The sequence below is a fragment of the Rhodococcus sp. PSi06 genome, from assembly GCF_054960675.1.
Genome location: NZ_JBHNYO010000014.1, coordinates 42304 through 60649, shown reverse-complemented (window position 1 = coordinate 60649; position 18346 = coordinate 42304). Strand labels below are relative to the sequence as shown.

The window sequence follows — 18346 nt, the reverse complement described above, 5'->3', positions numbered from 1 at the left end:
AGGAGACGAGTGCGACGACGGCGTCGGTGATCGAGTCCAAGTAGGCGTCGTCCACCGGGCGACCGCGCACGGCCGACCGCCAGTAGATGGGCCCGGCCACGCGTAGGCGAGTTCGTACTCACGGGGCCGCGTGCGACCGTTACAGCGAAGCAGCGCAGATCATCAGCGATGTCTCGGGCGAACGATGCGTCCATCGGTCGGTGACTGCGGAGGAGTTGGCCGCGATGCACGTCGGGCATGGATTGCCGGCCGAATACGCGCCCATTCTCGCCGCCCTCGACCTCGACATCGCGGCCGGCTCCGAAAACCGCACCACCGACGCCGTAGAGCGGATAACCGGTCGGCCACCGCGGGGCTTCGAAGACTTCGTCCGTGAATCTTGGAGTCGAGTGCGTGCACAGCCCGTCGAGCCCAGAAGTTCGTCGCCAGGTACAGGCTAGGCTAACCTCCGTTGTGTCTCGTATTGTTCTATCCGGAGGTCTCTCGAAGTGGTGCAGTTCAAACGCGGCCTGACGGCGCTGGCCATCATCACGCTCGCCGTGGGTGCAGGAGCGACTGCGTGCTCGTCGGTCGATACCGCCGAGGGCTCCGGCGGTGAGGCGACTCGAACGGTCGAGACCGTTCGAGGACCCGTCGACGTCCCCGACAATCCTCTGCGTGTGGTCACCCTGGAACCGGTGGAACTCGATACCACGGTGTCGCTCGGCATCGTGCCCGTCGGTACAGCTGTGCTCAGTGAAACTGCCGGTGTGCCGGCCTATCTCGGTACCGACGCGGCCGACATTGCGACCGTGGGCACAGTTGCCGAGCCGACCGTCGAAGACATTGCGGCGCTGCAGCCCGACCTCATTCTGGGTACCGAGACTCGGCACGCGCAGTACTACGACCAACTCTCCGCTATCGCACCGACGGTGTTCATCGCCTCCCAATCCGATCCGTGGCGCGACAGCGTTCGATTCGTGGGACGCATTCTCGGCAAGGAAACGAAGGCGGAGGAACTGCTCACCGCATACGACGACCGGTGTGCCGAGATCGCCGAAAAGCACGACACCGCCGGGAAGACGGCGCAGCTGATCAGGCCGCGGAGCGGTGAGTTGACCCTGTACGGGCCGTCCTCGTTCGCCGGGAGCACCCTCGAGTGCGCAGGCTTCACCACCCCGCCGAGGCCGGAATGGGCCGACGAGATCTCGGTCGATCTCTCGCCCGAGCTGGCGGCTCAGGCGGCAGCGGACCTGATCATCGTCACCGCCGACGACCCGTCGGACCCGGCGGCGATCCCGGCGTCGATCACCGCCAACGCTGCACTACTGCCGAATCCGCATGCGGTGGACTTGTCGTACTGGATCACCGGCGTCGGACCCAAGGGTGGGCAGACAGTGCTCGACGACATCGATCGAATTCTCTCGGAGTAGTACCGCCGACTCGTTGTCGGACTGCGTCCTCGAGTGCCGCGCAGCATGATACGTCCGGTCAGATCGCCATGGCTGCGCGTACGTCGGCCTCGGATTCGGCACCACCGACGCCGGTGGAGCTGATCCGACCGGCTTCGAGAATGTAATAGTTCTGCGCCGACTCCAAGGCGAAGCCGATGTGCTGCTCCACCAACAACACTCCGAGGCCGCCGCGGCGGGTGAGCTCGAGGATGGTGCGTTCGATCTCGGCGACCACCGACGGCTGGATGCCCTCGGTCGGCTCGTCGAGAATCAACATCCGCGGTTCGGTGATCAATGCTCGCGCGATCGCGAGCTGCTGGCGCTGACCGCCCGAGAGCAATCCTGCTCTGCGGCCGAGCAATTCCTTCAACGCCGGAAAGAGATCCAGCGCTTCGTCTATCAGAGCCTTGCCGCGCTTCCGGCCGTCGGCCACCACCTGCAGATTCTCCGCCGTCGTCAACTGCCCGAACGACTGCTGACCCTGCGGCACGTAGGCGAGACCGCGGGCGACGCGGGCACTGGGCCGCAACGCACTGACGTCCTCACCGTCGAACATGACCTTGCCGGAGTTCACCTTCAAGAGTCCGACCGCTGCGCGCAACAGCGTCGTCTTGCCCGCACCGTTGTGGCCCATCACCGCGGCGACACCATCGGCCGGAACCGTCAGCGACGCACCGTGCACTACTTCGCTACGGCCGTACCCTGTTCTGACGTCCACCAGTTCAAGCATGACCGGCTCCCTCTTCTGCAATGTGCTCGAGTTCCTCGCCCGCTGCGGCGGTACCGAGGTAGACCTGCTGAACCTTCGGATCCGCCTGTACCTCGGCCACGGTGCCCTCGGCCAGAACGCGTCCGGCCGCCAACACCGTTACCGAGGTGGCGAACATGCGCATGAAGTCCATGTCGTGTTCCACCACCACCACGGTCCGTTCCCCGCCGATGCGCTGCAGCAGCTGACCCGTCTCCTCGCGTTCCTCGTGGCTCATCCCGGCGACCGGCTCGTCGAGCAGAAGTACATCGGCGTTCTGTACCAACAACATTCCGATCTCGAGCCACTGCTTCTGACCGTGCGCAAGAATTCCTGCGGCTTTGTCCCGTTCGGCCGTCAGACCGATGGTCTCGAGCGCCTCCTCGATCTGGGGAAGCACCGACCCTCGACGACGCAGCATCGTCAGCACCGACCGGCCGGACCCGGCGGCGATGTCCAGGTTCTGCAGCACTGTCAGATTCTCGAAGATGCTGGCGGTCTGGAAGGTTCGACCGATACCGAGCCTGGCGATCTGGTGCACCTTCTTGCCCAGCAGTTCCACTCCCGACTTGGTGACCGAGCCGGTGGCCGGGACGAGGCCGGTGATGGCATCGATCAGCGTGGTCTTGCCTGCCCCGTTGGGCCCGATGAGGAAGCGAAGATCGCCCTGCATCAGCGTCAGATCGACGTTCGTGTTGGCCTTGAAGCCGTCGAAACTGACTGTCAGGTCGCGGACTTCGAGGTACTGACTCGACATGCCGGCGTTGCCGCCGAACGTGGGCTGCGGGCCTTCGACGTGGATCATCGTGCAAGCTCTTTCTCTGGTTCCGCGCTCGGTTCGAGGACCGATTCTTGTTCCTGCTTTCGCTTACGCAGTGCGAAGAGTCCGGCGATACCGGCGGGGAAGAAACCGACGACCACGACGAACAGCAGTCCCTGCGCGTACGTCCAACCGGACGGGAATTGCTCGGACAACGTGGTCTGCGCCCATGCCACGCCGAGTGCGCCGAGTACCGGGCCCAGCAGAGTGGTGCGGCCGCCGATGGCGACGCCGATGAGGAACGCGATGGACGGGACGATGCCGACGTCGTTGGGGGAGATGATGCCGACGATCGGAACGAACAGTGCCCCAGCCAGACCGGCGAAGAAGGCCGCGGCGACGTACGCGACGATCTTGACGTTCGCCGGGTCGTAGCCGAGGAAGCGCACCCGCTCCTCCTGGTCACGGACCGCCACCAACAGTTCGCCGTAGCGCGAGTACATCAGCTGGCGGGTGATGGCGACGACGGCCAGCAGTACGCCGGCCGCGATGAAGAACAACATCTGCTTGTTCGCTGGGTCGTTCAAGTTGAAACCGAAGAACGTACGGAACCTGTTGAGTCCGTTGGATCCACCGGTGCTCTGCTGGCCGATGAGCAGGATCGCGAAGGCCGCGGCCAGGGCCTGACTGAGGATCGCGAAGTACGCGCCCTTGACTCGGCGCTTGAACACACCGAGACCCAGTACCAGCGCCACCAGGGCGGGCACGAACAGGATGCCCAGGATCGTGGTGATGGGGGAGGTGAACGGCAGCCAGTACGAGGGCAGTTCACGGATGCCGGCGATGGACATGAAGTCCGGTACGGCGTCGCCGCGCAGGTCCGCGTCGGAGATCTTCAGGTGCATGGCCATGATGTAGGCGCCGATGCCGAAGAAGACGCCCTGTCCGAGGGTGAGCATTCCGCCTCGGCCCCAGGCCAATCCGATTCCCACCGCTACGATCGCGTAGCAGATGAATTTGCCCAGCAGGTTCAACCGGAAGTCGCTGAGGACGGCGGGAGCTACGGCGAACAACAGGATTGCGGCGAGCGCGAAACCCAGCAGAGCGCCGCGCTTGGCGATGAACTCGCTCATACCAGGCTCCTAGTCTTGACGGCGAACAAGCCCTGCGGGCGGGCCTGCAGGAAGATCACGATGAGGACGAACACGATGACCTTGGCGATCGAGGCCGTGGTGCTGTATTCGATGAACGAGTTGAGAATCCCGAGGGCGAACGCGGCGATCACCGCGCCCTTGATCTGGCCGAGTCCGCCGACGACGACCACTAGGAAGGCGTCGATCAGATAGCTCTGTCCCACAGTCGAACTGGTGGAGCCGATCAACGTCAGTGCCACACCCGCGACGCCGGCCAGGCCCGAACCGAGGAAGAACGTCGAGATGTCGGTCTTGCGGCTCGAGATGCCCGAGGTCTCCGCGAGGTCGCGGTTCTGCACCACCGCGCGGATGCGTCGACCCATTGCGGTCTTCTTCAGTGCGATCGACAGCGCGACGACGGCGACGACGGCGAGAACGAGTATGAAGATTCGGGTCTTGGGGACCACGGCACCGAGGATGTCGACACCGCCGCTCAGCCATGCCGGCGAGACGACGTTGACCGCCGGAGCGCCGAAGATGTCGCGGGCGAGCTGCTGCAGGATGAGCCCGACGCCGAACGTGACGAGCAGGGTGTCCAGCGGACGGTGGTACATGCGCTGAATCAGCGTCACCTCCAACAGCACACCCATCGCGCCGCCGACGAGGAAGCCGACGATCAGCGAGATGAACAGTGACGCGCCGCCGGTCGAGACGATCTGCTGCACCACGTAGGCCGTGTACGAGCCGGCCATGATGAACTCGCCGTGGGCCATGTTGATGACGCCCATCTGACCGAACGTCAGGGAGAGCCCGAGGGCGGCGAGCAAAAGAATGGATCCGATCGACAGGCCGGTGAACAACTGTCCGATCACGACGTCCATGGGGGAGCTCCTTCGGAGCATGTGAGTGGAACTTCGTAGCACGCTACGAAGTTCCACTCACATGGGTGGTGGTGGTCAGTTGAGGTCGGAGGCCCAGTCGTAGGTCTCGAGGAACGGGTCGGGTGCGATGGCCTCGGGGGACTCCCACACCGTGTAGATCAAGCCGTCGGGGCGGATCTCGCCGATGCGGGCCGTCTTGGAGATGTGGTGATTGTCGCCGTCGATGACGACCTCGCCCTCGGGAGCGGCGAAGCTGACGCCGTCCGCCGCGGCCTGAATGTCGGCCACCGCGAAGGAATCTGCCTTCTCGACGGTGTTCTTCCAGAGGTAGACCGAGGTATACGCGGCTTCCATGGGATCCGAGGTGGGCTTGTCGGCACCGTACTTCGCCTTGTAGTCGGCGACGAACGTGGTGTTCTCCGGGCTGTCGACGGTCTGGTAGTAGTTCCAGGCAGTCAGCTGGCCCTCGATGTTCGCGGCTCCGATGCCCGCCACCTCTTCTTCGGCGATGGATACCGAGATGACCGGCATGTCAGCAGCTTTGAGGCCGGCATTGGTGTACTCGCGGAAGAATGCGACGTTGGAATCTCCGTTGAGCGTGTTGAACACGGCATCGGCGTCGGCGGAGCGCACCTTGTTGACGATGGTGGAGAAGTCCGTCGAACCGAGCGGCGTGTAGTCCTCGCCCTTGATCTCGATTCCGTTGGCGGCCGCGTATGCCTTGATCTCGCGGTTGGCGGTCTGCGGGAACACGTAGTCGCTGCCCACCAGGTAAAGGGACTTGACGCCCTTCTCCTTCAGGTAGTCCAGGGCCGGGATGATTTGCTGATTGGTGGTGGCACCGGTGTAGAAGATGTTTCTCGATGCTTCGAGGCCCTCGTACTGCACGGGGTAGTAGAGGAGCGCGTCGTTGTCCTCGAAGACCGGCAGCATGGCCTTGCGCGACGACGACGTCCAGCCACCGAAAACCGCTGCGACACAGTCGCTGCTGATCAGCTTCTCCGCCTTCTCAGCGAAGACCGTCGGCTCGGATGCGCCGTCCTCCGCGACGACCTCGATCTGCTTACCGTTGACGCCACCTGCCGCGTTGATCTGTTCGACGGCCAGCGCGATTGAATCACGCACTGTCACTTCACTGATCGCCATCGTGCCGGACAGGGAGTTCAGCGATCCGACCTTGATGGTGTCACCGGAGGTATCCACACACGAGGTGGCAGTGCTGCCGCCGCCGTCGGCAGAGGCGGTGTCGGTCGCCTTGCTGCCGCAGGCGGTGGCGACCAGGCTCAAGGCAGCCAGAGCTGCGGGAACGACCATGACGCGCTTGATGGACACGCGCTTCGAGACAGCAGGCATCTACGGCCCTTTCGGAGTTTGTATACAGAGGTGTATTCGCGATTGCGAACAGTAAAGGGAAGTTATTGCGCCGGTATGTTGCGCGGTGACGAGTCTGTTTCCCGGGTTACGACGACGTAAATGCAGTCGAATGACAATGATCCTTGACATTTTCTGACAAGCAGAGTTGACTTTTCCTTTGTCCGTATCCCACAGGAAGGGTCGATCATGAGTGCGTTCGTCACAGCAGCCCGATTCGTCGGAGACCTCGATGGCGAGTTCTATGCCGACGAACTCAGGCGCGATGTCTGGAACGAGGCCTCGGCCGTCGGATTTCAGTCGTTCCTGTGGATCGGGTCGATCGCCGGGGCGGTTCTCCCGTTCGCGGCCGGCGTCCCCGGGGCTTGGGTGGCACTCGGGCTGTTCCTCGTGCTGACCACCGTGTCGTCCGTGGTGTTGGGATACGCCAAGGTGCGGGGGATCGATATGTATGCCTCGCAGAAACTGCAACGCGTACGGCTGATGCTCGCCGGACTGCTTCTCTTCATCGCCGGCGCGGGAGCGGCGCTTCGCCTACTCGCGCATTACGGCGGCGGCAATCCCGGACCGATGCTGATCGGCGCGGCGATCGCAGCACCGGTGGGCTTCGCGGCGGGAGTGATCGGTGTCAAGAATCGGCAGCGTCGAGTGCACGAGGCCGAGCGCGCTGCCGAGGAGGCCGAACTGCTCGGGTTCGACCCAAACAAATGACGGGCGTCCTGTGGATCGTTCCAGACCTGGTGTTTACAGGACGTAAAGATGCGTAAAGGTGCCAGTTTCGATCAGTCCGTTCGCAGATCTGCCGTCCGAGAGGTATGTTCTGTCCGATGACATCACGATTGTCCGGTGTCAGCGGCTGTTGCAGGGCTGGTCGGGCGCGGGTCGGTAACGCGGTCGGGCGTGCGCCCGATGACAAGAGAGGCTCGGTTCGAGGCCGATGACGATGTGCACTACCAATCCGCCCTTCGTCGCGCCACGAAGTACCAACGAGACCACATCGGACGTTCACCTCACGGTGGAGCACGCTAACAGGGAAGTCGAGGCCGTGCGCAGAGACAAGAGCTACCTCAGACTCGTTGGATCGAGCACGCCGGAACCCACCATCGAGGTTCTCGGCGGAGCCAAGACCATCACCGTCCACGTCGACAACGTGCTGCCAGGGCAGATGTGCGAAATCCTGCACAACGGCATGCTGTCGCTGAGCCACCGCGTCACCGTCGGTGACAACCTCTCCAGCATCGACATCACCACGTTCGCTCTCAAGCCGGGCGAGTACAACGTCTCCCTGCGTCTCGACGGACGCGTGGAGTGCGTCACCGAGGCTCAGACCGTCGTCGTCGGCGAGCACCTGGAAGTTCGCCGCAGCTCCTGACGTGCCCAGTCGGCCGAGATCGCGCGCCGACGGGCGTTCGACGGTTGATGCAATGGATGCCGCCCTCGAACGGGGGACCCGCGTCCACGCTCACCGCCCCGGGTAGGTGTCCCGCTGCATGTTCGCTGCCTGGGCGTCGCTGTTGCGGTCTGACATATCGTTCTCGACGCCAAGATCGTCTACGTTTCTGTCCTTCGCACCGATGCGCGGGGTGCCGAAGGCGAGTGTGCCGACCTCATCGTAGAAGTGAGTCCTGTCACGTGTCGCTGCGTTTCGACGTGACCCGAGGGTGACGCCGTTGCGGAAGATCTCAGTGCTCTGCGCTCGGCCGGAGCGGCGACGGTTGTCGATCGGTCACCACTAGGGCTTACCGCGGTCGCCGAGGGGGGTCGTCGCCGTCTCGTGCAGAGCTGCCAATCATGTTGCGCCTGTGGTCATTTCATACTCGCCGAGTAAGTCGATCCGCGGTGACGGAAGTCGGCGTTTCGAGACAAGCGGACTGGACTCGCGGCGCGACTCATGACAAGAGGGGTTGACATTTTCTGACAAGTCGGCTTGACTTTTGTCATGAACAACGCGCTGAGGACCAATGCGGTGCGTGAACATCGAAAGGCTGCGCGGCTTACCCAGGCCGAGCTCGGAAAGGCCTGCGGGGTGTCCCGGCAGAGCATCGTCTCCGTCGAAGGCGGCGACTACGCCCCGAGCGTCTACCTGGCGCTGAAGCTGGCCAGAGCGTTGGACACCACTGTCGAAACATTGTTCGGAGACGAGGAGTGACATGAGCGCATTCACCAAGACCATGCGGTTCGTCGGCGATCTGGACGACGAATTCTACGACGACGAACGCCAGCGGGATGTGTGGAACGAAGCCTCCGCCGTCGGCTTTCAGATGTTCTACTGGGCGGCGATCATCGGCGCTGCGATTCTGGCGTGGGTGGGGAACACGACCGGGGTGTGGATCGCGCTGGGGATTCTTCTCGTGGCCACACTCATCAGCTACGCAACCCTCGGATACTCGGCTGCACGTGGGGTGAACATGTACACCGCAGCCAAGCTCGGGCGGGTCAGAGGCGTCGTTGTGGCTGCCCTCATCGTGGTCGGCTTCTTCGGGGTCCTGATCAGACTGCAGCCGGACGTCTACTCGCAGGCGAGCTCGTGGGCAGGCGCGGTCGTGGGTGTGATCGCCGGGTGTGGCGTTGTCGCACTGATCATCTGGCAGATGCGCAAGCGCAACGCCCGCTTCGAGGCCGAGGAGATCTGAGCGGCCCTGGACGGCCTCGTACGCTCCCGAAGCGGAACCAGGCAGATGTCCAGCGGACGCATCGCTGGACATCTGCCTGGAGTCCTGCTGGCTAGTGGCAGGCGCTGCCCGGATCGGTGTGGCAATGCTTCGGCTCCGATGCCGCAACGTCCAGTGAAGGGTTGCGGTCGAAGAAGCCGAAAGGCTTGAGCCAGAACGAGACCGTGTCGGACGGCATCACCGGCCAGTCCTCGGGCCGGGTGATGTGATGGATGCCGAAGGTGTACCAGACCACCACATCGGTGTTCTCGATCGATCGGTTCTGCTCGGTCCACTCCGGCAGGCCATGATCGACGCCGCTCTGGTTGACGAATTCGCCACTGGGCCAACGCTCGTCGGGTGAATTGGGGGTTACCCACACGGTATGGCCGATCACCTGGGAACGCTGGAATATGGGCGACGCGGGATCGAACATCGCCGGAATCGCCGAGCCGGGAACCAGCTTGTACGCCGGCCGGGTACCGAGACCGTTGGTGACGTTGTCGTTCACCACCTTCCACGCCTTCTGCGTGTTCCAGTCGTAATCCTGCTTACCCTCGGACTCGGTGGTGAGCGGAGTGTTGACCTGCGTCAGGGCCAGGCCGTACGGATTGTCCGGCCCCATCGGAACCATCTGCGTCTGGCTGGAATAAACGGTGTTCTCGGTGCCGTCGATGTCCAGATCGAGCCGGGCGACGAGGAAGTGCTGGTGGTACGGCGCATAGGTACGGTTGTCGATCAACGTGCCGGACGGATGCGTGTCACCTTCGTCGAAATGCGTGACGACCATGATGCCCGTCGCGCGGACCTCGCATTCGATGTTGCCGTCCTGATAGAAGCGCCAGTAGACCAGGTATTCGTAATTGGCGACGGTCGCGTGGAAGCTGACGGTGAGACGGCGCATCCGGCGTACCTCGGCACCGGCGTCGTGATCGACGTGCTTCCACAGCACCGCGTTGTCTTCCTCGTGAATACAGATCGCATTGGTGATCGTGTACGGCTCGCCCTTGCTGTTGTGCAGCACGGCGTCGAGGTACCGGATCTCACCGAGGCAGTCGCAGCCGAGTTCGAGCGAGGTGGTCATGAAGCCCAGGCCCCACTCGCCGATGTCGAACGCGGTACGTCGGTAATGGTCCTCGGTGTGGTCACGATACGGAACGATCATTTCCGCGAACGACATTCGGTTCGCAACGGACCGAACATTTCCGTTGTCGTTGTAGCTGACCGCGTGCAGCGTCATGCCCTCGCGGTAGTTGAACCCCACTCGAAGCGACCAGTTCTGCCAGGTGAGCTTGTTACCGTCCAGCTCGAACGACGGGCCGTCGGGCTGGGTGATCTCCAGCGGCTTCAGCGGCGGACGCGTGCTGGCGTTCCTGATTCGCTCCGGGATATGGCGAGGGACGTACTCGCCCATGATCTCGGGGCGCTCGACGCGGTAGGTGTCCTCGATCTCGAGCAGTTCCATCGTGTTGACGTCGATGACGCAGTGGAAGCCGCCCACCGGCCCCGCGTACGGATTGGCACCCTCTGCGGCCTTGACCCACGTATCGGACCAGCCCAGGCGTCGACCCTTGTACTTCTCGGGCGTCACCGCCTCGCCGTACGTCCAGGTGTCCATGAACACCAGATCGAGGTCGGTGATCCCGCGATCGGCAAGTGCGGCAATCACATCGGGGTGCGCACGCAGCGCCGCGTCGGCCTCTTCCCACTCGTCGACGGTAAAGTTGGGCTGGACGTCCGGAATGTGTGTCCAGGATTCGGTGCTCCCGTCGTCCAACGACACCACGGCTTTGAACGTGGTGTTTTCGGTGCGGTTGAGCACCACCGAGACTGCTCGACGGGCCGGAACGGTACCCGACGCGTCGAACGCGGCGACCTCGGACTTGGTGGGTTCGATCATCTCGATCGAGGCGAATCGCCACCCGTCGCCGACGCCGTGATTACGGCCGAGAACCTCGGCGACGGTGGTGAATTCGTCGCTGGAGAGTGGGTCGAGGGGATGAAATGTCATGCGATGGTCTCGGTCGAGCTCATGACGTGCTTGATGCGGGTGTAGTCGTCCACGCCGTAGGCCGAGAGATCTTTGCCGTACCCGGAGTACTTGAAACCGCCGTGCGGCATTTCCGCCACCAGTGGGATGTGGCAGTTGACCCACACGGCACCGAAGTCCAGGGCTGCCGAGATGCGAAGCGTCCGTGCGTGATCGGAGGTCCAGACACTCGACGCGAGACCGAAATCGACATCGTTGGCAAGCTCGATCGCCTCTGCCTCGTCGGAGAACTTCTGCACCGTCAGGACCGGGCCGAACGTCTCCTCCTGCACGATGGGATCGGACTGCCGGACACCCGTGATGATCGTGGGCTCGTAGTAGAAGCCCTTGTCGCCGAGACGCTTTCCTCCGGTGACGATGGTGGCATGTGCGCCGATACCGTCGACCTTGGAGCTCACCTGGCCGAAATGGTTGACGTTGTTCAGCGGCCCGAGGAACGTGTCAGGGTCGTCGGGGAGGCCGACTTTGAGAGTCTTCGCCTTGGCCACGAGAGCGTCGACGAGGGTGTCGTGTACCGACTCGTGCACCAGAACGCGGGTGACGGCGGTGCAGTCCTGACCGGCGTTGAAGAATGCGGCCTCGGCGATACCGTCCGCCGCTTTGCTGATGTCGACGTCGTCGAACACGATGGCCGGTGCCTTGCCGCCCAGTTCGAGGTGCGCCCGCTTGAGCTGCTTGGCGGCGGCCACGGCGACGGCGATGCCGGCACGGACGGATCCGGTGATCGAGACCAGGCCGGGTGTCTTGTGCTCGACGATGGCTGCGCCGGTGCCGCCGTTGCCGAGAACGATGTTCAGGACCCCGTCCGGGACGATGCCCTTGGACAGTTTCGCCAGTACCAGGGTGCTCTCGGGGGTGGTGTCACTCGGCTTGAGGACGACGGTGTTACCGGCCGCCAGCGCGGGTCCGATCTTCCAGATCGCCATCATGAACGGGTAGTTCCACGGTGTCACCTGACCGACCACGCCGATCGGCTCGCGGCGAACGTACGAGGTGAAGCCGTCCATGTACTCGCCGGCCGACTTGCCTTCGAGCATCCGCGCGGCACCCGCGAAGAACCGAATCTGATCCGCTCCGACGGTGACTTCCTCGGCGGCGATGGTGGCCTTCGGCTGACCGGTGTTGCGGCTCTGCGCTTCGACGATCTCGTCGCTGTGGGCCTCGATCGCGTCGGCGAGCTTCAGCAGAACCTTCTGCCGTTCGCTGGGGGTCGTCTTGCCCCAGGTCTCGAATGCCTTGGTCGCGGCGGTCATTGCGGCATCGACATCGGCAGCATCGGAAATCGGGGCGTGAGCCACCACCGACTCGTCCACGGGAGAAACTACATCGAGCATCTCGGTACCCGACGGCGTCACGAAAGCCCCGTCGATGTAGTTCTGCAGGACAGGTACCGTCATCACAACCCCTAGCGTCGACTACTTCGGTTCTGCAAAGCCTGCACCCACGCGCGAGACTTTGCCACCCGACAAGATGTACACGACGCGACGAGAAATCAGGACGAAACGTCGGTCCGATCGGCCAGGTGCCTGACACCGGCAATGAAGGTGTCCAGACCGAGCTTCTCGAGCGACGCCCGCGCGCTGGCGTCGCTCAGATACGAGGCTGGGACTCGCGCCTGCACGAGTGGCTCAGCGGCTAGCCTGAGGCAGTGACGGACACAGCGACGGGATACCGGCAGATTGCCGACGGCACCTGGGCTTTCATGCGGCCGCCGGGTAGTTGGGGAGAGACGAACACCGGACTTCTCGTCGGGCCCGGTGGCGCGTCGATGCTGATCGACACCGTCTGGGACACCACGTGGGCGGCGCGCGTCGCCGCCGACACCGCCGAACTGATCGCCGATGCGCCGATCACCGAAGTGCTCAACACCCATTCCGATGGCGATCACTGGTGGGGAAACGACTCCGTTCCTGCCTCGGCCCGCATCACCACCAGTGCCGCCTCACTGCACGCGATGAAGGAGGAGACACCACCGAAAGGGGTGGACGCGTTCGCCTCCTTCGGCAGCAAGGTTGGGTGGGTGCCCGGGCCGCTCGGCGCAATGGGCTCCTACATGAATCGAATCCGCGGAGGTGCCACCTTCCCCCGTAAGGTGCCGCGGCTGCCCGACCACACGTTCGAGACCGCCGAAACCATCGATTTAGCAGGCAGATCCGTCCATCTGCGCTACCTCGGGCCGGCGCACACCGAAGGCGATCTCATTGCACACCTACCCGACGCTGGAGTGGTGTTCGCAGGCGACCTGCTGTTCATCGACGCCACCCCGGTGCTCTGGCACGGGCCGCTGGAGAACTGGATCGACGCCCTCGACCATCTGCTCGAGCTCGACGCAAACCTCTACGTTCCCGGTCACGGCCCGCTGTGCGGAGCCGAGGAAATTCGCGCCGTCCGCAGTTACTGGACCTGGGTGGCGGAGGCCGGCCGCAACTGCTTCGATGCCGGCCTCGGATCGACCGAGGCCGCCCTGAACGTAATGAAATCAGGCGAATTCGGGCAGTACGCCCACTGGGACTCACCGGAACGACTCATCCTGAGCATGAGCACCCTCTACCGCCTGTGGCGAGGCGAGCCGCCCGCGCCACCCACGCTGACGCGTCGAGCACGGGCGTTCGCGGATGCGGGACGGTTCCTGCGAGAGCAGTAGCTTTCGGATCATGCCGAGCGCAACTGTGGCGCGTTGGCGAGGACACGGGCACTCTGGAGTCCGTGACCTCCTCTTCGGACTCGTGGGTTCAGCAGCGCTACCGCGATCCTGCTCTGACTGCGTTGGCGCACACGAACGAGACCATCGACGTTCTGCTGTCGCATCATTCGGTGCGGATATTCACCGAGGATCCGATCGACAACGCGACGATCGAGACGATCGTCGCTGCAGCCCAATCCGCGCCGACGTCGTCGAACCTGCAGGCCTGGAGCGTGATCGCAGTACAGGACCCGGCGCGCAAGAAGCGCCTTGCGGCGCTGGCGGCGAATCAGGCGTTCATCGCCGATGCGGCGGTGTTCCTGGTGTTCGTGGCCGATCTCGGTCGTGCCCGACGCCTCGCCGCCGGGCACGACGCCGAACTCGGTGGTGCCGACTACTTCGACAGTACAATTCTCGGTGCCATCGATGCTGCACTCGCCGCGCAGAACGCCGTCGTCGCCGCGGAGTCGCTCGGATGGGGCACCGTGTACGTCGGGGCGGTGCGCAATGCACCCGACGAGATTGCTGCTGAGTTGGGGCTGGCCGAACAGTCGATTCCCGTAGTGGGCTTGGCCATCGGCCGAGCGGGCGACGAGACTGCCGGGGTGAAGCCGCGGTTGCCGATCTCCTCGGTTCTCCACCACGAACAGTACGACGCCCCGACAGCGGACGCGGCCGTGCCCGTCTACGAGCAACGACTGGCGGAATACTATGCAACACAGGGCCGTACGGCATCCTGGACCACGTCGGTGTTGTCCCGCTTGCGGAGCGGCGAGGCGATCGGCCCGCGCGTGACACTCAGAAAGTCGTTCGAATCCCTCGGCTGGAAGTCTCGGTAGCACACTGCGCTTTCAGATTCCTCGACATCGTATTCACCCCTCCTCCCGCGGGTCGCAGCAAAGATCCTCGAATACCACAATGCGTACGGCCATGACCTGCAGTCGGTTTCGATCAACCACGTCCTGGACTTCGAGCGTCAGAAGGACGCGTTACGACAGTTCGCCGAGGAAGTGATTCCGTTGGTGCGGGCCGAGGTGACGTCCACGCTGTGGACAACCGAGGACAAGGACCGCGCCCGTGGATTCACTGCACGCTGAACCGCGACGTCGCGGACGCGGCGTGCGCGAACACAGCGGACAGATCCGTTGCGTCCGCCGAGGGTTCGAGTACGACGGTGGTAGCTCCCGCGTCGATCCAATGTTGGATGTCGCTCGGGGACGCCGCCGGATCGGAATCGAACGAGACGTACACGATCACGTCGTGGCCGGGCGCCCCGGCGATGTGCTCGATGGCCGAGCGAAGCTGTTCCGGTGATGTCTCGCTCGTCAGTATTGTTCCAGCACTGCAGCGGCCACTCAGGGCGAGTGTTTTCGGCCCAGTGGCACCGACGAGCAGTTGCGGTGGTTGCACCGGCGGCCAATTCAGCTTCACTGCGTCGAGCGTGACGTATCGCCCTTCCACGGTGACCATCTCGCCTGCCAGCAGACTCGTGAGCGCGGCCATCTGCTCGCTCAACAGAGTCAGCGGAGACTGCACTCGCGCGCCGATCTGGCCCATCCACGACTGAACGCCGTGACCGAGTCCAACGCGGAGTCGTCCCGGATGAACCCGGGCAACGGTAGCGATCTCCATGGCCGTCGCCGCCACGTTCCGCATCGGGGTGGGCAACACTCCGATGCCGACGTTCACATGCTCCGTACTCGCGAGGATCAGTGCAGCAGTCGAAATTCCACCCGAGAAGAAGCAGTCTTCCCACAGCCACACCTCGTCAACGCCTGCGGCGTCGGCCGCGCGCGCCGCGTCGACGATTGCTTCCGGGGCGAGCTCGGGCCTGAGTACGACGCCTATTCGGGTCATGCTGGGCAATCCTCCCTGTCACCGAACGAGATACGGGGACACCGAACTTCGGTGCTCGTCTATGTCGAGATCCTTTCCCAAAGGAGGGAAGGCGCGTTGTGGGCAGTTCGAGCGTTCGCAGACCCGGCAACCGGCACCGATCGGCGTAGCAGCCGCCGAGCCCTGCACGTCCAGACCGTCGGCATACACCAACCTTCCGGCGTGGCGGAGCTCGCAACCGAGGCCGATGGCGAAGGTCTTGCCGGGCTGACCGTAGCGCGCCGCCCGACGCTCCACTGTGCGCGCGATCCACAGATAGCTACGGCCGTCGGGCATCTCGGCGATCTGCGTCATGATCTTGCCGGGATACGCGAACGTTTCGTACACATTCCACAGCGGGCACGTGCCGCCGCTCGAGGAGAAGTGAAAGCCGGTGGCGGACTGCCGTTTCGACATGTTTCCGGCTCGATCGACGCGGACGAAGGAGAACGGCACTCCTCGTAACTCGGGCCTCTGCAAGGTGGACAGTCGATGGCAGACGGTCTCGTAGCTGACCGAGAAGAAGGCCGAGAGCCGCTCGATGTCGTATCGGAAATCCTCGGCGACGTCGTGGAAATGGTGATACGGCAACACCGTCGCGGCAGCGAAGTAATTGGCGAAGCCGAGCACCGCCAGCTTCTTCGACGACTCGCTCGAGAAATTGCCTTCCTCGGCCATTTTGTTCAGTAAGTCTCCGCATTCGAGGTAGGCCAATTCGGCGGCGTACCGGAACACCTTCTGCCCGCCGGACAGATGCGGTGAAATCTCCAAGACCCGCGTCTGCGGGTCGAATCGGTGCAGTACGTTCTCGCCGAGATCGATGCGATTGACTATCTGTACGTCGTGCACCGTCCGGAGCCGTTTGGCGATCTCGCCGCCGACGTCGGCCCGATGGAATCGAATCCTCGACGTCAGTGCCTCCGCCGCAGTGTCCAAATCGTGCAGGTAGTTCTGCCGCTGATAGAAGTAGTCGCGCACTTCCTCGTGCGGCTTGCTGATCGACCCACTGCCACTGCCGTCGGAGAAGCGTTCCTCGGTGGCGGCCAATAGCTGAGCCGTCGTATTGCGGTATCGGCGGTGCATGTTGACCATTGCCCGCGCCAGCTGTGGGTGCGAGCTGACCATCTGGGCGATCTCGTGTGCATCGGCGTCGATTCCCATGTCCTGATCGAGCGCGACTTCACGGAGTTCGGCAACCAATCTGGTGTCGTCCTCGGAGGAGAAGAACGATGTGTCGACGCCGAACACCTCGGAAATGCGGAGCAGCACCGGCACCGTCAGCGGGCGCACATCGTGCTCGATCTGATTGAGGTAGCTCGCCGAGATGCCCAGCTTCTGCGCCAGCGACACCTGGCTCATGCTGCGTTCGCTGCGGAGCTGCCGTAGCCGCACGCCGACGAAAGTCTTGGACACATCGCCAGGCTACGCCTGCGAAGAATGGCGTTAACACTGTTCGCAACTGGCTGCTGGATCACAATTCGGTGTGGATCGGGAACATTAGCCGAAGTAAAGGCGTATACCGATATACGAGCCATTCACCACGCACCCGAGGAGCGGTCATGTCCAACCGTCAGCGCACATCGGAAATCATCAGGGACGTCGTCGTCTTCGTCACCGGAGCTGTTCTCGTCGCAGCCACGGTCTGGCTCCCGGTTCAGGGAGATCAAGAAGTCACCGGTGCCATTCTCGTACTCGGCATCCTCGCCGCGTCGTCAGCACTGTGGGCCATCGGATCTGCGTCGAGGCAGAGTCACTGGACCCACGTGGGCCTCGGTCTGCTGCTCGCGGTGTCTCCCGCATTGATGGTGTTCCCGTCCGGACTGTTGGCCGCGGACCTGTTCGCCATCGTCGGCGGACTCGTTATCGCCGCCATGGGTGCCCTCGGAGTAATTGCCTCGCGTCGTGCCCCCGTGTCCTCGCGTGTGGTGGCGTCCAGCGAGCGCCCTGGCGTTCGTATCTGACACCTGCCTACAACTGGTGCTCCACTCCCCGGGGCGTATGCGATGAAAGTCGTAGACAGCCCGGGGGAGTGGAGCACTGTGTGCTTTCAGCGGTTCGATCCCCGACGCCGCCTGACAACCGACGCGATTTCGGCAGCCACGACGTCCGGCGCGGCGAGCGCATCGAACGCCGAATAGCGCAGGACCAACCAGCCATCGAGCACGATGGCATTCTGTCTACGCCGATCTTTGCTGAACACTTCTGCTGCGCAGTGGAATTCGCGGCCGTCCACTTCGATGATGGTTCGGCTGCGGCGGTCGACGAGGTCGCAGACGTAAGGACCGACCGCCGCGTTCATCTCGAGGCGCAGTCCTGGTCGATGCAGCGCCCGGCCCAACGCCCGCTCAGGTTCCGAGGCGAATCTGGTTACTGCGAGCCGAACCTGACGAGCCAACTCTGCATTGCTGCGTCGACCCGGGAATCGCTCGAGCAGTCAGGTGAGAGACGCAGGGTCGAGACCGAACTTCAGGCGTTCGTCGATCAACAATTCGGCCTCCGGTCGGGGGAGTACCGCCAGGCAATCGAGCATTGTCTGCGCAGGAGTGGTGCAGGGCAGGGACTCGACCCCGTCGACCAGTCGGGAATCCAGGGCGCGGCGGTGCAGCCGAAGCCATGGTGGTGGCCGCAACCGGGCGGTGCGGGAGACCGTCGCGTCGAGCGTGGTCGGCTCGGTTGTCCAACCGCGTATGTAAGCGGCAGACCTGTGGCTGAGCACTGCGTCGGCTCGCCACAGGGTGATGGCCTGACACCGATCCATGGT

19 protein-coding genes and 1 pseudogene are annotated in these 18346 nt (G+C 63.7%); 9 read left to right on the top strand and 11 right to left on the bottom strand.

The window, feature by feature from the left end; translation table 11 throughout:
• The first annotated feature begins 491 nt into the window (after positions 1-491).
• The gene (locus tag ACFI9K_RS18365; protein ID WP_462664944.1) at positions 492-1412 is read left to right on the top strand and encodes an ABC transporter substrate-binding protein; all 921 of its coding nucleotides are present in this window, start codon (positions 492-494) and stop codon (positions 1410-1412) included.
• Between the two features lie 58 nt (positions 1413-1470).
• Here ACFI9K_RS18365 and urtE read toward each other — a convergent pair whose 3' ends face one another.
• From urtE to urtA, 5 genes are all read right to left on the bottom strand, one after another.
• Positions 1471-2163 (bottom strand): urea ABC transporter ATP-binding subunit UrtE, encoded by a 693-nt coding sequence (gene urtE / locus ACFI9K_RS18360; RefSeq protein WP_462664827.1) that lies wholly within the window; start codon positions 2161-2163, stop codon positions 1471-1473.
• Positions 2156-2986, bottom strand: coding sequence for an urea ABC transporter ATP-binding protein UrtD (gene urtD / locus ACFI9K_RS18355; RefSeq protein WP_462664826.1), 831 nt, complete (start codon positions 2984-2986; stop codon positions 2156-2158). The genes urtE and urtD overlap by 8 nt, the downstream gene beginning before the upstream one ends.
• Entirely contained in the window at positions 2983-4074 is a 1092-nt protein-coding gene (urtC, locus tag ACFI9K_RS18350; RefSeq protein ID WP_462664825.1) for an urea ABC transporter permease subunit UrtC, read from the bottom strand. Before urtC ends, urtD begins: the two co-directional genes overlap by 4 nt.
• Positions 4071-4955: an urea ABC transporter permease subunit UrtB gene (gene urtB / locus ACFI9K_RS18345; protein ID WP_222093926.1), complete on the bottom strand. Its 885-nt coding sequence runs from the start codon at positions 4953-4955 to the stop codon at positions 4071-4073. Before urtB ends, urtC begins: the two co-directional genes overlap by 4 nt.
• 75 nt (positions 4956-5030) lie before the next feature.
• Positions 5031-6308 (bottom strand): urea ABC transporter substrate-binding protein, encoded by a 1278-nt coding sequence (gene urtA, locus ACFI9K_RS18340; RefSeq protein ID WP_462664824.1) that lies wholly within the window; start codon positions 6306-6308, stop codon positions 5031-5033.
• A gap of 207 nt (positions 6309-6515) precedes the next feature.
• On the opposite strand from urtA, the gene ACFI9K_RS18335 reads away from it, so the two are divergent.
• From ACFI9K_RS18335 to ACFI9K_RS18320, 4 genes are all read left to right on the top strand, one after another.
• Positions 6516-7037, top strand: a complete 522-nt coding sequence (locus ACFI9K_RS18335; RefSeq protein WP_462664823.1) for a hypothetical protein — start codon at positions 6516-6518, stop codon at positions 7035-7037.
• Between the two features lie 334 nt (positions 7038-7371).
• The gene (locus tag ACFI9K_RS18330) at positions 7372-7698 is read left to right on the top strand and encodes a hypothetical protein (protein WP_222093923.1); all 327 of its coding nucleotides are present in this window, start codon (positions 7372-7374) and stop codon (positions 7696-7698) included.
• Positions 7699-8265: 567 nt separating this feature from the next.
• Entirely contained in the window at positions 8266-8475 is a 210-nt protein-coding gene (locus tag ACFI9K_RS18325) for a helix-turn-helix transcriptional regulator (RefSeq protein WP_222093922.1), read from the top strand.
• A 1-nt stretch (position 8476) separates the two neighbouring features.
• Positions 8477-8959, top strand: a complete 483-nt coding sequence (locus tag ACFI9K_RS18320; protein ID WP_462664822.1) for a DUF2029 domain-containing protein — start codon at positions 8477-8479, stop codon at positions 8957-8959.
• 91 nt (positions 8960-9050) lie between these two features.
• Here the strand turns inward: ACFI9K_RS18320 and ACFI9K_RS18315 are convergent, their stop codons facing one another.
• Together ACFI9K_RS18315 and ACFI9K_RS18310 are read right to left on the bottom strand one after the other, a co-directional pair.
• Positions 9051-10988, bottom strand: a complete 1938-nt coding sequence (locus ACFI9K_RS18315) for a primary-amine oxidase (protein ID WP_462664821.1) — start codon at positions 10986-10988, stop codon at positions 9051-9053.
• Positions 10985-12424: a gamma-aminobutyraldehyde dehydrogenase gene (locus ACFI9K_RS18310; RefSeq protein WP_462664820.1), complete on the bottom strand. Its 1440-nt coding sequence runs from the start codon at positions 12422-12424 to the stop codon at positions 10985-10987. The genes ACFI9K_RS18315 and ACFI9K_RS18310 overlap by 4 nt, the downstream gene beginning before the upstream one ends.
• Positions 12425-12675: 251 nt before the next feature.
• Between ACFI9K_RS18310 and ACFI9K_RS18305 the strand changes: the two genes are divergently transcribed.
• The 3 genes and pseudogenes from ACFI9K_RS18305 to ACFI9K_RS18295 form a co-directional block, all read left to right on the top strand.
• On the top strand, positions 12676-13671 hold the full coding sequence (locus ACFI9K_RS18305; RefSeq protein WP_462664819.1) for an MBL fold metallo-hydrolase: 996 nt from the start codon (positions 12676-12678) through the stop codon (positions 13669-13671).
• Between the two features lie 62 nt (positions 13672-13733).
• Complete coding sequence (locus ACFI9K_RS18300) at positions 13734-14549, top strand: NADPH-dependent oxidoreductase (RefSeq protein WP_462664818.1); 816 nt, start codon at positions 13734-13736, stop codon at positions 14547-14549.
• 48 nt (positions 14550-14597) lie between these two features.
• Positions 14598-14807: pseudogene (locus ACFI9K_RS18295) on the top strand (LLM class flavin-dependent oxidoreductase); the annotation flags it as partial.
• Here the strand turns inward: ACFI9K_RS18295 and ACFI9K_RS18290 are convergent.
• Positions 14794-15567, bottom strand: coding sequence for an LLM class flavin-dependent oxidoreductase (locus ACFI9K_RS18290; RefSeq protein WP_462664817.1), 774 nt, complete (start codon positions 15565-15567; stop codon positions 14794-14796). The pseudogene ACFI9K_RS18295 and the gene ACFI9K_RS18290 overlap by 14 nt on opposite strands.
• Positions 15568-15585: 18 nt before the next feature.
• Positions 15586-16998, bottom strand: a complete 1413-nt coding sequence (gene ramB, locus ACFI9K_RS18285; protein WP_462664816.1) for an acetate metabolism transcriptional regulator RamB — start codon at positions 16996-16998, stop codon at positions 15586-15588.
• Positions 16999-17144: 146 nt separating this feature from the next.
• Here ramB and ACFI9K_RS18280 point away from each other — a divergent pair, with 146 nt between their 5' ends.
• Positions 17145-17546: an SPW repeat domain-containing protein gene (locus ACFI9K_RS18280; RefSeq protein WP_462664815.1), complete on the top strand. Its 402-nt coding sequence runs from the start codon at positions 17145-17147 to the stop codon at positions 17544-17546.
• Positions 17547-17632: 86 nt separating this feature from the next.
• Here the strand turns inward: ACFI9K_RS18280 and ACFI9K_RS18275 are convergent, their stop codons facing one another.
• Both ACFI9K_RS18275 and ACFI9K_RS18270 read right to left on the bottom strand, forming a co-directional pair.
• Positions 17633-17980, bottom strand: coding sequence for an endonuclease domain-containing protein (locus ACFI9K_RS18275; protein ID WP_462664814.1), 348 nt, complete (start codon positions 17978-17980; stop codon positions 17633-17635).
• Positions 17981-18019: 39 nt separating this feature from the next.
• The gene (locus tag ACFI9K_RS18270; RefSeq protein WP_462664813.1) at positions 18020-18343 is read right to left on the bottom strand and encodes a hypothetical protein; all 324 of its coding nucleotides are present in this window, start codon (positions 18341-18343) and stop codon (positions 18020-18022) included.
• Positions 18344-18346: the final 3 nt, after the last annotated feature.

Excerpts from the sequence above, each read along its gene's own strand:
- ACFI9K_RS18310 (WP_462664820.1), bottom strand. The coding sequence starts at position 12,424 with ATGACGGTACCTGTCCTGCAGAACTACATCGACGGGGCTTTCGTGACG.
- urtC (WP_462664825.1), bottom strand. The coding sequence starts at position 4,074 with ATGAGCGAGTTCATCGCCAAGCGCGGCGCTCTGCTGGGTTTCGCGCTC.
- ACFI9K_RS18325 (WP_222093922.1), top strand. The coding sequence starts at position 8,266 with ATGAACAACGCGCTGAGGACCAATGCGGTGCGTGAACATCGAAAGGCT.
- ACFI9K_RS18280 (WP_462664815.1), top strand. The coding sequence starts at position 17,145 with ATGTCCAACCGTCAGCGCACATCGGAAATCATCAGGGACGTCGTCGTC.
- urtA (WP_462664824.1), bottom strand. The coding sequence starts at position 6,308 with ATGCCTGCTGTCTCGAAGCGCGTGTCCATCAAGCGCGTCATGGTCGTT.
- ACFI9K_RS18315 (WP_462664821.1), bottom strand. The coding sequence starts at position 10,988 with ATGACATTTCATCCCCTCGACCCACTCTCCAGCGACGAATTCACCACC.
- urtD (WP_462664826.1), bottom strand. The coding sequence starts at position 2,986 with ATGATCCACGTCGAAGGCCCGCAGCCCACGTTCGGCGGCAACGCCGGC.
- urtB (WP_222093926.1), bottom strand. The coding sequence starts at position 4,955 with ATGGACGTCGTGATCGGACAGTTGTTCACCGGCCTGTCGATCGGATCC.
- ACFI9K_RS18335 (WP_462664823.1), top strand. The coding sequence starts at position 6,516 with ATGAGTGCGTTCGTCACAGCAGCCCGATTCGTCGGAGACCTCGATGGC.
- ACFI9K_RS18270 (WP_462664813.1), bottom strand. The coding sequence starts at position 18,343 with ATGGATCGGTGTCAGGCCATCACCCTGTGGCGAGCCGACGCAGTGCTC.
- ACFI9K_RS18320 (WP_462664822.1), top strand. The coding sequence starts at position 8,477 with ATGAGCGCATTCACCAAGACCATGCGGTTCGTCGGCGATCTGGACGAC.
- ACFI9K_RS18290 (WP_462664817.1), bottom strand. The coding sequence starts at position 15,567 with ATGACCCGAATAGGCGTCGTACTCAGGCCCGAGCTCGCCCCGGAAGCA.
- urtE (WP_462664827.1), bottom strand. The coding sequence starts at position 2,163 with ATGCTTGAACTGGTGGACGTCAGAACAGGGTACGGCCGTAGCGAAGTA.